Source organism: Pseudomonas sp. ASL8, assembly GCF_056680355.1.
On sequence record NZ_CM155278.1, the window covers coordinates 4,111,073 to 4,124,503 of the forward strand.

A 13,431-nucleotide genomic window follows, 5' to 3' on the forward strand; every position below is an offset into this window, starting at 1 on the left:
CGCAAGGAACTTCACCATGAATGCATCGCAAACCCTGCCCCAGGCTCAACGTCAACGCTGCGAAGTCTGGACCCGGGTGATGGGCTATCACCGCCCGGTATCGGCGTTTAATCCGGGCAAGCAGTCCGAGCATCGCGAACGGGTCCATTTCACTGAAAGTGCGGCGCTGGCCGGGCGCCAATGAGTCGAACGCTTCGGGTCGGGGGCATGGTGCCCCTGACCACTCTCGACTATCCAGGTCAGCTGGCCTGCGTGCTGTTTTGCCAGGGTTGCGCCTGGCGTTGCCGTTATTGCCATAACCCGCAATTGATCCCGCCTCGCGGCAGCGAAGAAGTGGATTGGTGTCAGGTGCTGGCGTTTCTGCGACGTCGTCAGGGCTTGCTCGATGCCGTGGTATTCAGCGGCGGTGAGCCAACGCTGCAGGACGGCTTGCCTGGCGCCATGGAAGAAGTGCGGGAGATGGGATTTCGTATCGGTTTGCACAGCGCCGGAATCAAACCGGCCGCCTTTGCCAAGGCTGTTAGAGGGGCCGATTGGGTCGGCTTCGATATCAAGGCGTTGCCTGAGGATTGTCAAACCATCACCCGGGTCGGGGGCAGCGGTGCCGCCAACTGGCTGAGCCTGGAGCATCTGTTGGCCAGCGGTGTCGACTATGAATGTCGCACTACCGTGCATTGGCACTTGTTCGACCCGGCACGATTGTTGGCCCTGGCCCGGCGTTTGAGTGCTCAAGGGGTCAAATGTTTTGCCGTGCAGTTGGTCAGGACCGCGCGGATGCTTGATCCAAACCTGTCGAGCATTTCGGCACAGGCTGAGCAAGCCGATCTTTGGGCTGTCATGCGCGAGTTGTTTCCGCAGTTTGTGTTGCGTGGGGGATGAACACCTCCAAAGTCTCACTTTGAGACGGCTACCAACCCCAGAATTGCAGCCACCAGCCATACCCCACCAACCCATTAGCCAATAACAGGCACCCGCTGCCTGCGACGCGCCGAGGCAATGAAACCTGCTCGTGGCCCAGTAGTTTCCAGCCCAGCGACAAACTCCAACCCATCGCCGCCATCAACAGCGATGCCCTTGTCGGCTGTACCCACTCCAGCAGCAAGCCCTCGTAGCGCAGCAATTTTACGGTAGTTGCCGACAGCCCCAGAAACAGTCCGGCGCCACCAAGGGGGGTGAGGGTCAGGGCCAGGGGCGAATACAGTGCCGGATTTCCTGCCAGTCGCGCGGTGAAACGCAACAGAATCAGCAAGGCCGTCCCCAGCAGCATCGAACTCAAGACCAGATAAGTAATAATGCTGAAGCCGTCTAGCCAACTGAAGCTGTCGTTGAGCTGCGGATAATGCGTGAGTAGCCACCAGGGGGCGTTGTCCTGCAAGGGCCAGAGCAGGTCCTGTTCCACCAACCATGCGGCGAGCTGCTGTTTGAGGGAGACGAACCACGGGCTGACGGTCCATTGAAAAGCGCCCATGGCCAGACCGATCACACCGAACAGCAGCAGTCGGGCATCCCAGGGCGATAGTCTGTGTTTCGTTGATTGAAGAATTTCCTGATTGCTGGAGCGGGCGATCAACTGAACTGCGCCGCGTTGCCCGCTGCAGCGTCCGCAGGCATGGCAGTCACTGGCCCCTTGCAGGCGACGGATATCGAGCAAGGGCGCGCAATTGGGCGGCGGCAGGCGTGGTTCGGCATTTTCCATCCAGCGTTGTTCGTCCACCTTGAAATGCACGGGTGCCAGTCGGGCGAGGAGGGCAAAGACCCCACTGACCGGGCACAGGTATCGGCACCAGACCCGTTTGCCGCGGGCGAACAGCAACCCGACAACGACTGCTGCGGCTGTCGACCCCCCCAGAATCAACAGCGCCGCCTGAGCGTAGTCATAAACGCTGATCAATTGGCCGTAGAGAGTCGTCAGGCAAAACGCCAACATTGGCCAGCCGCCCCAGCGCACCCAGCGCGGCACGCCCAGGCCTTTGCCGTAGCGGCTGGCCCATTCGGTCAGAGAACCTTCCGGGCACAAAACACCACACCAGAGCCGGCCGAACAGCACCATCGACAACAGCACGAACGGCCACCAGATGCCCCAGAACAGAAATTGCGCGAGCAAGGCCAGGTTGTCGAGGATCCGTACCTGGCTGTCCGGTAGCGGCAACATCGCAGGTATCACTAAAAGCAACGCATAGAACAGCACAACGGCCCATTGCACGGCGCGAATCACAGGTGCGTGGTGGCGCATCCCGTGACCCAGGCGCTGGAGCCACTGATTGTGGCGACTCAGCTCGGGCATGGGATTTTCCCCGTAGCGCGTTGCTGCAACCAGCCGCCGACGGCCAGCCAGTAGCTGACCAACACCAGTAATGTCAGGCAACTGGGGGTCGCCCTGTAACCTGTAAAACCGGCGAGGAAGCCACCCAGCCCGTGGCTGTCACTCAGCAACTCGCTGCTGTCCCAGAGGGCTTCACCAACGCCTCTATAAACCACTTCAGGCAGATCCATAGCGAGCAGTTGGCCGCCGATCCGCTCGGTGCCGCTGACCAACAAGGCTGCGCCGAGCATGAGCAGAATGGTTTCGCTGATCACAAAGAACCTGTGCCATGAAATGAATCGGCGGCTGCTGTGCAGCAGGGCGATGGTCAACGTTGCCAGCACCAGTCCCGATACCCCACCGACCGCGAACAGTCCGAGCTGCGGGCCGCGCAACCGAGCTCCAGCGCCGTAGAGGAACACCACGGTTTCGCTGCCTTCGCGGCTGACCGCGAGCATCGCCAGCAGCAACAGACCAAGGCCACCTTGCCGAGCCAGGTGGCTATCGGCGTGGCGCCGTAGATCATGTTTGAGGGTGCGTCCATGACGGTGCATCCAGCTGACCATTTGCACGATCAACAGGCTGGCAATCAATGCCAGTGCGGCCTGGAACCATTCGTTGGCCGATCCACTCATGGCTTCTCCGGCAAACAGAATCAGCGCCGCCAACAACCCCGACAGCAACACTCCCAGAGTGACCCCGGTCCATAAGTATCTGGCCAGGCGATTGCCTTGGCTTTGTTGGCTGACCCAGGCCTGGAGAATGCCGATCACCAGCAGCGCCTCGACGCTTTCACGCCAGACGATGAACATTGATTGATTCATGAAAAACTCCGTGCGCGCCCTGGCTACTTGGCGAGGATGCCGCCCTCTGGTAATTGCGGATTGAACTCGTCGAAGAACGGATAGTGACCGGGTCTGAGGGGGTGAATGACGACGAAGGTTGTCACCCCCGGTGACAGGACCTTTTCAACTCGCAACGGCGTGCTCTCGAATTCTGCCGGACCGTTACCAATGTTTTTCAGAACGATCTTGAAGCGCTGTCCGGCAGGCACCTCCAACAAGGCGGGGGTAAAGTGTCCGTCGTTCAGGCTCAGTTCGTAGCTGGGTAACTCGGCGTAGGCAGTCAATGGCGTGCCCGTCCAGACCAGAATCAACCAGGCAACGTACGGGCGAATCCGGGCGAACCTCCCTGGGCCACGCGGCGCAGGCGGCAGGCGGTTCATTCAATAGCCACCTTTTTTGCCAATGCCGGCATAGATGAACGTGTAGTGCAGTTCGCAGCGTTCAAACCAGGGCTCCACACCTGTTTCCTTGTCGGTATGACGCCCGAGGGACGCATGACCGCTGGGTGGCAGAACGGTGAAAGTCAGTTGGTATTTGCCAGGGCCGAGCAGCTTTACATTGTCGCCATAGTGCGGACCGTCATTGGCCACCATCGCATGGAAGTCACCGTTGATTTCCGACTCGCTACCCTTTTTTTTCAGATTGAAAGAGACGTTGAGGTAGGGCACGAAACTGCCTTCCTGAAAGCCTTGGCGATTGTCAGCGGTGGCCCGAATATCGGCTTCCAGGTGAACATCGGAGTCCGCAGTGGCCCGCATCATTCCGGCAGGTGCCATTTCGATCGGTTGCAAGTACACCGCTCCGACTTCCAGACCTGGGCATGACTGAGGTTCCCCGATCGGGTATTCCTTGGCGTGGGCAAGCGGTGCAAGCAAGAGCAGGGCGAATGACAGCGAAAAGGGGACGCGCATGAGGTCTTCCTGAGGGCACTGAGGAGTAAGGGCCCTAGTCTAGGAAGCTTTCTTGCGAATAATAATGATTAGCGTCAATTTTTGGAGCGATCGGGTTTATAAAACGGAGAGTTTTCGAAAACGCACGGCGCGGTCGACGCTGTCGAACATCTGGGAGGCCGCATAAACCGTCAGCGGGTGCTGGGTGAAACCCGGTCTCGGCGAATCGCTGACGCTGACCATCCTGCGAGCCCCTTCACTACAGGGAAGCTTAGCTTCGTCAGTGTCACGGTGTGACGCACGAATCTTAATTCGTGGTTCTTGATTTGTATCAAGTGCATTTTCGCCCAGGCGCTCTAGGTTGGAGGCACTCCTAAACGTTATCTGGGGATAGGCATGGCCAAGAATTTTCCCATCCACCCGAAACACCCCGAGCGCATTTGCTGGGGGTGCGACAGATACTGTCCGACAAGTTCCATGGCGTGCGGGAACGGTTCTGATCGCACAATGCATCCGGCGGAGATGATCGGAGACGATTGGTATTTACACGGTGACTGGGGCATCGACCCGTTAATCGCGACAGATAAACCGTCGGATGATTCGCGTAGCTGAGTGCAGATGATGGCGGCTGTCGCGTCGACTGGCGCCAGGGGTGGTTATGGACTATTTCATTAGCTTCCGGCATCGGGCTGGATTGAGGAGATCTGATGAAAGACAAACTGGTTGACCATCAATGGACGAAAATTACAGGGCGAGACTCTTCCGCCAAGGACGTCCTCCGGGACAAGATCAAGCAAATAACCCAACTTGAGGAAGTGATTCGCTCAGAAGATGGCGAGGAGGCTGCACGCATCGTTTTCGATGACGGGCGCATAAAACACGCCCTGACGAGATGCCTGGAGAATCTTGAGGGCTTAAATTCGGTCAACGAACATGACTTCTGGATTTGCTACGAATACGCGACCGCCGCGGCGAAGAAAGCTCAGGTGATCATTGATGAGCAGTAGACAAGCCTGATTTTTCGCCTCTGCCCTGTTCTCCGTATTCAGCACATTAGGCGAGGGTGGGGCAGGGTGCTGTGGGGCAGTGTCTCGTTGTGGAGTGGGTTGATCGCGAGGTGTTTTTGCAGGCGCAATAGAGTGTTCAGAAGATCAGACATTTCTAAATATTTCCAGGATTGTGCCGATACGCACGTAACCCCTTTTATAAAGTTGAGACGTAATGGTCAGTATCAGCAGCGTAACGATCAACTATGCGACAGCGACTACCGGCACCGCCAAGACGTCTTCTGCTGATAGCAGCGAATCAACCGACAAAAGCGGCGCTACAGCATCAGCATCAGCATCAGCATCAGCATCAGCATCAGCCTCGAGCGGCACTGCGGCCAAAGGCGCCACTAAGGCCGGCGGCACCGGTGCAAGCAGTAGCAGTAGCAGCAGCACTGAATCTGACATTGTGAAACAACTGAAAAAGCAGATTGCCCAGTTGCAAAAGCAGCTGGAAGTACAAATGAAGGCTCTCGCTGCGGCACAAAAAGGCAACGCGTCTTCAGACGCCAAGGCAGCGGCAGTCGCTCAGGCACAGTCTCAGGTGGCGGCGACCAACAGCCAGTTGGTGGCAGCTACCAGTGCATTGGCACAGGCTGTCAAGAGTGCAAGCGGCAGTGCTTCGGGTTCGTTGGTCAATACCAGCGCCTGACATCAGGTCACTTGGGTTAGCGCCTGTTGGGGCGAGACAAGCCGTCTTTCTGATTTTTATCAAGTCCACTCCATTGCTCGCGGCGTAATCTCGCCCAAAGCCAGCCCCATGCGAAACGTCGTGCATGCACGTCATCGCTGGCTGGCTCACCCAAGGGGTCGAGTGCTTTGGACCCTCACAGTCTCTGTTCAATCGAGTCCATGTAAGGGGGTCACCATGACAGCATCGAGCAATCCATCGGTGTATATTTTTGACAGCCACGCCGATGCGGAAGAGGCTATTCGCCTTTTGAGCAAGTCCGGTTTCGACGTCAAGAAACTGTCTCTCGTCGGCAAGGGTTATCACAGCGAGGAGCACCCGGTAGGTTTCTATACGTTGGGGGATCGCGTGAAAACCTGGGGTGGAATCGGTGCTTTTTGGGGGAGCATCTGGGGCATGCTGATCGGTCCCGCGGTTTTCCTCCTGCCGGGTCTGGGGGTCGTTGCCTTGGCCGGGCCGGTGGTTTCATTGCTGGTGGGAGCACTGGAGGGCGCCTTGGTGGTCGGGGGGCTTTCGGCGTTGGGCGCGGCCTTGTCCCGGGTCGGTGTGTCCAATGACGAAATCATCAAATACGAGACCGCCCTCAAGGCTGACAAATACCTGTTGATGGTGCACGGCACGACGGCTGAAATCGCCGAGGCGCAGACGGTGCTGGGCCACTGAGTGCACCTCACGCAATAACGCAGGTTAAAGGACCGTCGAGGTAACCCGATGCACGCTATGGTGTTGAAAACGCCAGGTTCAGCTCTGGAATGGACCGAGCTTCCGGACCGGCAACCCGGTCAGGGTCAGATACGGATCAAGGTAACCGCATGTGGTGTGTGTCGCACCGACCTGCATGTCGTCGACGGAGAGTTGCCCGATCCGCACCTCCCTATCATTCCGGGCCACGAAATCGTAGGACGGATCGATGCTATTGGCCCTGGCGTGATCGGGTTGTCGATAGGCGAGCGTGTCGGGGTGCCGTGGCTGGGCCATACCTGTGGCGTGTGTCCTTATTGCATCGGACACCGCGAGAATCTGTGTGATCGCCCACTGTTTACCGGTTATACGCTTGATGGCGGCTTTGCGACTTCGGTCATCGCCGAGGCTCACTATGTATTTCCGCTGGGCGAGGCAGGGAGCGATGAGTCGCTTGCACCCCTGCTGTGCGCGGGTTTGATCGGCTGGCGAGCATTGGTGATGGGAGGCGAAGGCGAGCGGGTCGGTTTGTATGGGTTCGGCGCTGCGGCACACATTCTGGCGCAGGTCGTCAAATGGCAGGACCGTTCGGTATACGCCTTCACGCGTCCGGGCGATACCGCCACACAGGACTTCGCCAGACAGCTGGGTGCTACGTGGGCCGGCAATGCGGATCAATCCCCTCCGGACTTGCTGGATGTGGCGATCATTTTTGCTCCGGTCGGGGCGCTCGTGCCTCTTGCCCTCAAGGCTGTGCGCAAGGGTGGGCGAGTGGTGTGCGCAGGCATTCACATGAGCGATATCCCGAGCTTTCCTTACGCACTGCTCTGGGAGGAGCGGGCCTTGCTGTCAGTCGCTAACCTGACCCGCCGCGACGGTCTGGATTTCCTGCAACTGGTGCCGAAAATCGGCATCGTCACTCGCACCCATCGCTACCCCCTGACCGACGCCAACCAAGCGCTGGCGGACCTTCGTGCAGGCCGGTTCGAGGGGGCTGCGGTGCTGGTGCCCTGAGTCAAAGGCACCGCGCTGGGGGGGTGCGTCTTTATTGATAAAAGTCAAAGGGTAGCGAGCTGTTTCATAGAGGCTGAAAGTCATCGTCAGTCACTGGACAGCAGAGGAGAGCACCCTGATGGCTCACAGCAAAATTTTGTTCCGCGCCGCCGCCCGCGAAAAAATCCTGTGTGGCGCGACTCAACTCGCGGACGCCATCCGCGTGACGCTCGGACCCAAGTCGAAATCAGTATTGATTCAGAAAAAATGGGGCACGCCGATCGTCTGTAACGATGGGGTGACCATTGCCAAACAGGTGGACCTGCAGGATCCGGAGGAAAACCTCGGTGCGCAGATGTTGCGCCAAGCGGCTGAACGTACCGGTGAAGCGGTGGGGGATGGCACCAGCACCTCAACGGTGCTGGCCCATGCGATCTTTGCCGACGGTGTACGCAATGTGGTCGCAGGTGCCAGTGCCATAGACCTCAAGCGTGGATTGGACCGAGGCCTGTTGCTGGCAGTGCAATCACTGGCTGCGCAATCCCGTCCCGTCAGCACGCTCAAGGAAAAGGCCCAGGTAGCGACCCTTTCAGCCCACAACGATGCGACCATTGGCGAGCTGGTTGCTAACGCCCTGGAGAAGGTCGGTGTTGAAGGCGTGGTCAGCGTCGAGGAATCCAAGACCACCGAAACAGTGGTCGAGGTGGTCGAGGGGATGCGTTTCGACAGAGGTTATGTTTCACCGTATTTCGTGACAGATGCCGACAAGATGCAGGTTGAGCTCGAAGATGCCTACCTGTTGCTCTGTGACCACAAGATTGGCGTACTCAAAGACCTTATCCCGTTGCTTGAAATGATCGCGAAAAGCGGCCAGCCGCTGGTCTTGATCGCCGACGACATCGAAGGCGAGGCGTTGACCACTCTGATCGTCAACCAGATCCGCGGCGTATTGCGCGCCGTGGCGATCAAGGCGCCCGGCTTCGGTGATCGCCGTAAAGAAATGCTGCAGGATATTGCCGTTCTAACAGGGGCCACGGTAATTTCCAGCGAGTTAGGCATTAGCCTGGAGCACGTGGAGTTGAGCCAGCTGGGGCGAGCTCATCGCGTGGTGGTGCAAAAAGATAACACCACCCTGATTGGTGGCGCGGGCACGCACAAGGCGATTGAAACCCGGCTGCAACAGATCCGCCAGCAAGTCGACGCGACGACCAGCGATTATGATCGTGAGAAATTGCTGGAGCGCTTGGCCAAGTTGTCTGGCGGCGTCGCGGTGATCCGGGTGGGTGCACCCACCGAAGCGGAAATGAAGGCGCGCAAGGATGCTCTGGACGACGCCATTTCAGCAACCAAGGCGGCGATTGCCGAAGGCACCGTCCCCGGTGGCGGCCTGGCACTGCTCAAGGCCGTGCCGATTATTGCGGCAGAAGAGGCCCTCTATGAGGGTGATGTAAAAACCGGGTTACAGATTCTTCGCCGTGCTTTGGAAGCACCCGCCCGAGTCATCGCGGAAAATTCGGCGGTGGACGCTGGGGTCGTCGTCGCACGGATGCTCGCGGAGCCGGGAAATGTCGGCTTCGACGCGTCGGCCAATTGTTACGTGGATATGTATGAAGCCGGGATCATTGATCCGACAAAAGTCGTGCGTATTGCACTGGAAAACGCCGTCTCGGTCGCCAGCATCCTGCTACTGACCGAGGCGACCATGACCGAGATTCCGGAAAAGGATACGCCGCCTGAACCTCCATACCCTGGATGATCCAGGCCTTCCCGTACGGTTGATCGGCCCATAACCCGGTGTTGTTCTGTCACAGACAACGTCGAGTATTTGCAAGCGCCCGGGCACGGCGGGCGTCTTGAGAACCCAAGGAAGGAATTTGATGTAAATCAAGTTCACCGGCATTGCATGGGAGCAGTGTGGACCCGTGCGGGTACTCAATCCGGCATTGGCGTATGGGCTGACAACAGGTGATTGATCAGCGGCAGGCGTCGAAGCCCACTCTTTCTGGAGGCAGACCATGAGCCAGTATCAACAGCTGTTGCTGATCATCAACCCGGCGTTGCGCCACTCCCCTGCGATAAACCGTGCTGCTGCGTTGGCCAAGGCCAGTGGCGCGACCTTGCATATCGTAGCGTTGATAAAACCCGTAGAAACCCTTTTATTGCTCGAAAAGAACATTCAGGAGAAGGTCCGCGACAGTTACTTCAAGGATCACAGTGAATGGCTCAAGGATGAAGCCGCAAGAATGCGCGTCAGGGGCATTAACGTCATGACCGAGGTGACATGGGCTGACGACACAGAGTACGAAATCCTCCAGCACGTCACGAAAATGCAGCCTGACCTGCTGATCAAGGACGTGCAGCATGAACCGGCTATCAAGCGTGCCTTCATCACTCCGATGGATTGGCACCTGATTCGTGAGTGCCCTGTCCCAGTCTACCTGGTCGGTGCGAGCGGTCATACGTTGCCGCACAAGATCGTCGCCGCCGTTGACCCATCACGGCCCGAGTTGCAGGAAAGCGGGCTCAATGACCGGATTATTCAGGAAGCGAACAGCCTGGCGCTCCAGTGCGACGCGGAACTGCACCTGCTGCACGCCTATGACGTGTCCTCGGTCTATCTGGGCGATGCGGGCGGTGGCGGCCTGGCGCTGACGAACCTGACCAAGGAACTGCGAAACGTGCTGGAGAAGTCTTTTCTCACGCTTGCGGACCACTACGGTGTGCCACCTGATCGGCGGCATTTCATCCTCGGTCAACCGGTCTCGGTGCTCGCCGAATTCGCCAGCCAACATCAGGTGGATGTCATCGTGATGGGGCGAATCCACCGCCACGGGTTGGAGAAGTTGATCGGCAGTACGACCGAACATATTTTGTACCAGACGTCCTGCAGCATTCTCGCGGTTTAGGTCGGGCCAACGTTGATGCACGGTGTCCCGAGCATTTCGACGAGCTGTTTCGCGTCGGGCAACCCGACACCGTGCTGTGTTGTGGGCCGGAACCTTTCATGTTGGCGGTCGTTCGGGCCCGCCGGGCCACCTACCAGGCTGGGCAACGGGCGCTGTTGAACGGCAAGCCACTTGAAGTCCTGAAAGCACTGGGCGCTGCCTCAAGTGTCGACGATTGTTGCCGCCGTACAGAGCTTGTGCCGAGGGCCATGACCATGACTGCAATAGCTGATCCGGGGCGGGAGTACCCATCATGATCGAATTCGACCTGCCATCCCTGGGTGCCGATATGGACGAAGGCACCTTGCTGGAGTGGAAGATCCATCCCGGCGACAATGTCCATCGTGGACAAGTGATCGCTGTCGTCGATACCGCCAAGGCCGCCGTGGAGGTGGAGTGCTGGCACGAGGGCACGGTCTTTGAATTGCTTATTGGCGTCGGCACCACGGTTCCGGTAGGGACACCGATTGCCACGTTACTGGAGCCAGGGGAGACCCTGCCGAGCGTGCGACCCACACAGACGCCTGAGCCTGTTGAAATGCTCGTCACCGAGCTGATTGAGGGCGCAATGGCGCCTGCCAGCCGTCCACGGGTATCACCGGCGGGGCGCAAGCGAGCGGCCGAACTGAGTATCAACGTTGATGAATTGAAAGGCAGCGGTCCCCAGGGCGTGGTCACCCTGGAGGACGTTGAGGAGGCGGGCCGTCAGGCTGCGCCGAGCGACCGCAATCGGGCCATGCGGCACGCCATTGCAGTGGCCATGAGCCGCTCCAAACGTGAAATTCCCCACTACTACCTGTTTGAGACCATACCCTTGGGGAATGCCATGGCTTGGCTGCAGGCACACAATGCTCAAAGCAAGCCGCAGCAACGCGTGTTGCCCAGTGCCTTGCTGCTCAAGGCTGTTGCCGTAGCCCTGCGTGAGCTGCCGCAGCTCAGTGGTTTCTGGCAGAACAACGCTTTCCAGCCGGCAACCGGGATTCATCTGGGCGTAGCGATCACCCTGCGCCAAGGTGGTCTGGTCGCTCCCGCACTGCACGATGTCGCCGATAAGCCACTGACACAGGTGATGAGTGAACTCGCCAGTCTGGTGGAACGCGCGCGCAATGGCTCCCTGCGCAGTTCTGAGCTGAGCGACGCAAGCGTGACGGTCACGCAACTCGGCGACCAGGGTGTGGACAGTGTGCTGGGCGTGATCTATCCACCCCAAGTGGCGTTGATCGGCTTTGGTCGCATCTGCGAGCGGCCTTGGGTTCGGGACGGCCAGCTGTGTGTGATGCCCACCGTTGTCGCCAGTCTGGCGGCCGACCACCGTGCCAGCGATGGCCACTATGGCGCACGCTTTCTGGGCGAAGTTCGTCGCGTATTGCAAACGCCAGAGAATCTTTGAGCCCGAGAACTTGTGAGGAGTAGACATTGGACCTGCAACTCATCCTCAGCCGAGTACGCTGGATGCGCTTGTCACTTATCTGGCGCAACGCGGGGTATCAGGCGCTGAGCATCCATTGGTCCGGAGTTGATGAAAGTCAAAGTAACAGGGGATCACGCGGTACAAGCTGAAGTGCAGTTATCGGTCGGCGGGCCGGGCAAGGCAGACTAGTCAGCCAAGAACCGTCCGGCGCTATTTGACGAGGCATACCACCTATAGGAGGTTGTCAAATGACTCATTATCCCTCTATGCAAACCACGTTGCGTGACAGGACTGCTGCTGGCCAAAGCCTGGTGGAGCCACTGCTGAAATACCGTCGAAGGCCCGATGTCATTGTCCTTGCGTTGCCTCGTGGCGGGGTTCCGGTTGCGTATGAAATCGCCACCGCACTGGAGGTCCGTCTGGACTTGATGCTGGTCCGCAAGCTCGGGGTTCCATCCCACGAGGAATATGCGATGGGCGCTATTGCCAGCGGCTCCATACGGATACTCAACGAAGACGTCGTTCGGACCAATCATATCGATCAACGCACAATCGAGACGGTGGTCGGGCGAGAAACGACGGAGCTGCTGCGTCGTGAACGCGTCTACCGCGGAACACGTCCTGCAGTTGATCTGCACGATCAGGTGGTGATTCTGGTCGATGACGGCCTGGCCACAGGGGCTTCAATGCGGGCGGCGATACAAGCCGTACTTCTGCAAAAACCCTTACGGATCGTCGTTGCGGTACCGGTGGCGTCGTTTGATACCGCAGAGGTACTGCGCGGCGAAGTGGATGAGGTCGTTTGCCCGATGGAACCCGAGTGGCTGCTATCAATCGGCAATTGGTACATGGACTTTTCCCAGACCTCGGACGAGGAGGTCATCAACCTGTTGCAGCAGGCCTGGGGCAGAGAATCCAAGTCAGCACACTGACCCCTCTGGAGAATCCCGATGTTTAAGCCGCAGTATCGAAAACTGGACGTGGCGGACGTGGACTTATCCGCCGATTTGCGCCTGCCGACAAACGCTGTCGGGTTGGTGGTGTTCGTTCATGGCAGCGGCAGCAGTCGTTCAAGCCCGCGTAACCAGCAGGTTGCGCAGTACCTGTCCGAGCGAGGTTTAGGCACGTTGCTGTTCGATTTACTGACCGACGAGGAGCAAGTCCTGGATCGCCTGACGCGCGAGCTGCGCTTCGATATCCCGCTGCTGACCAGACGGCTGGTGGGTGTGATCGACTGGATAGAACGGAGCACTGAGCTGCGACCGTTGCGTATAGGCCTGTTCGGGGCGAGCACCGGGGCCGCGGCCGCGCTGTTGGCGGCGGTAGAGCGGCCGGACGTGGTGCATGCCGTGGTCAGCCGGGGAGGGCGGACTGACCTGGCCGGGTCGGCGCTGGCGCGGGTAAAGGCGCCGACCTTACAGATCGTCGGTGGTGAGGATCTTCAGGTGCTCGATATGAACCGCGAAAGCGCCGATGCCCTGCACTGTGAGCAGCGCCTGGAAGTTGTTGCGGGCGCCACCCACCTGTTTGAAGAACCCGGAACCCTTGAAGAAGTCGCCAGACTGGCTGGCGACTGGTTTGAAGTGCATCTGCGCACACCGGTAACAAAAACGCCGTCTCGATGAAG

Annotated in this window: 16 protein-coding genes; 12 read left to right on the forward strand and 4 right to left on the reverse strand. The window is 58.8% G+C overall.

Translation table 11 applies throughout. The features are described 5' to 3' along the window. Positions 1-16 precede the first annotated feature (16 nt). Both nrdD and AC1MEA_RS18850 read left to right on the forward strand, forming a co-directional pair. Positions 17-184 (forward strand): anaerobic ribonucleoside-triphosphate reductase, encoded by a 168-nt coding sequence (gene nrdD, locus AC1MEA_RS18845; RefSeq protein WP_219060010.1) that lies wholly within the window; start codon positions 17-19, stop codon positions 182-184. After that, on the forward strand, positions 181-879 hold the full coding sequence (locus AC1MEA_RS18850) for an anaerobic ribonucleoside-triphosphate reductase activating protein (RefSeq protein WP_480417058.1): 699 nt from the start codon (positions 181-183) through the stop codon (positions 877-879). Before nrdD ends, AC1MEA_RS18850 begins: the two co-directional genes overlap by 4 nt. Positions 880-907: 28 nt before the next feature. Here the strand turns inward: AC1MEA_RS18850 and AC1MEA_RS18855 are convergent, their stop codons facing one another. Genes AC1MEA_RS18855 through AC1MEA_RS18870 form a run of 4 tightly spaced genes read right to left on the reverse strand, consistent with a single transcriptional unit; the run spans position 908 to position 4,058 of the window. Beyond that, the gene (locus tag AC1MEA_RS18855) at positions 908-2,284 is read right to left on the reverse strand and encodes a 4Fe-4S binding protein (RefSeq protein WP_480417059.1); all 1,377 of its coding nucleotides are present in this window, start codon (positions 2,282-2,284) and stop codon (positions 908-910) included. After that, on the reverse strand, positions 2,272-3,126 hold the full coding sequence (locus AC1MEA_RS18860) for an FTR1 family iron permease (protein ID WP_480417060.1): 855 nt from the start codon (positions 3,124-3,126) through the stop codon (positions 2,272-2,274). Before AC1MEA_RS18860 ends, AC1MEA_RS18855 begins: the two co-directional genes overlap by 13 nt. 23 nt (positions 3,127-3,149) lie before the next feature. Continuing rightward, positions 3,150-3,527, reverse strand: a complete 378-nt coding sequence (locus AC1MEA_RS18865; protein WP_219060007.1) for a cupredoxin domain-containing protein — start codon at positions 3,525-3,527, stop codon at positions 3,150-3,152. Beyond that, positions 3,528-4,058 (reverse strand): iron transporter, encoded by a 531-nt coding sequence (locus AC1MEA_RS18870; protein ID WP_480417061.1) that lies wholly within the window; start codon positions 4,056-4,058, stop codon positions 3,528-3,530. It abuts the gene before it with no gap. A 375-nt stretch (positions 4,059-4,433) separates the two neighbouring features. Between AC1MEA_RS18870 and AC1MEA_RS18875 the strand changes: the two genes are divergently transcribed. From AC1MEA_RS18875 to AC1MEA_RS18920, 10 genes are all read left to right on the forward strand, one after another. After that, positions 4,434-4,649 (forward strand): DUF3079 domain-containing protein, encoded by a 216-nt coding sequence (locus tag AC1MEA_RS18875; protein WP_219060005.1) that lies wholly within the window; start codon positions 4,434-4,436, stop codon positions 4,647-4,649. A gap of 95 nt (positions 4,650-4,744) precedes the next feature. Then, positions 4,745-5,044: a hypothetical protein gene (locus tag AC1MEA_RS18880; RefSeq protein WP_480417062.1), complete on the forward strand. Its 300-nt coding sequence runs from the start codon at positions 4,745-4,747 to the stop codon at positions 5,042-5,044. Between the two features lie 214 nt (positions 5,045-5,258). Beyond that, the gene (locus AC1MEA_RS18885; RefSeq protein WP_480417063.1) at positions 5,259-5,735 is read left to right on the forward strand and encodes a hypothetical protein; all 477 of its coding nucleotides are present in this window, start codon (positions 5,259-5,261) and stop codon (positions 5,733-5,735) included. A gap of 216 nt (positions 5,736-5,951) precedes the next feature. After that, entirely contained in the window at positions 5,952-6,437 is a 486-nt protein-coding gene (locus AC1MEA_RS18890) for a hypothetical protein (RefSeq protein WP_219060002.1), read from the forward strand. 48 nt (positions 6,438-6,485) lie between these two features. After that, the gene (locus AC1MEA_RS18895; RefSeq protein WP_219060001.1) at positions 6,486-7,469 is read left to right on the forward strand and encodes a zinc-dependent alcohol dehydrogenase family protein; all 984 of its coding nucleotides are present in this window, start codon (positions 6,486-6,488) and stop codon (positions 7,467-7,469) included. A 118-nt stretch (positions 7,470-7,587) separates the two neighbouring features. Beyond that, positions 7,588-9,204: a chaperonin GroEL gene (gene groL, locus AC1MEA_RS18900; protein ID WP_219060000.1), complete on the forward strand. Its 1,617-nt coding sequence runs from the start codon at positions 7,588-7,590 to the stop codon at positions 9,202-9,204. A gap of 259 nt (positions 9,205-9,463) precedes the next feature. Then, positions 9,464-10,354 (forward strand): universal stress protein, encoded by an 891-nt coding sequence (locus AC1MEA_RS18905; protein WP_219059999.1) that lies wholly within the window; start codon positions 9,464-9,466, stop codon positions 10,352-10,354. A gap of 292 nt (positions 10,355-10,646) precedes the next feature. Continuing rightward, on the forward strand, positions 10,647-11,783 hold the full coding sequence (locus AC1MEA_RS18910; protein ID WP_480417064.1) for a dihydrolipoamide acetyltransferase family protein: 1,137 nt from the start codon (positions 10,647-10,649) through the stop codon (positions 11,781-11,783). Between the two features lie 269 nt (positions 11,784-12,052). Next, a complete protein-coding gene (locus AC1MEA_RS18915; RefSeq protein WP_480417065.1) occupies positions 12,053-12,736 on the forward strand; it encodes a phosphoribosyltransferase in 684 nt (227 codons plus the stop codon). 18 nt (positions 12,737-12,754) lie between these two features. Next, positions 12,755-13,429, forward strand: coding sequence for a dienelactone hydrolase family protein (locus AC1MEA_RS18920; protein ID WP_480417066.1), 675 nt, complete (start codon positions 12,755-12,757; stop codon positions 13,427-13,429). Positions 13,430-13,431 lie beyond the last annotated feature (2 nt).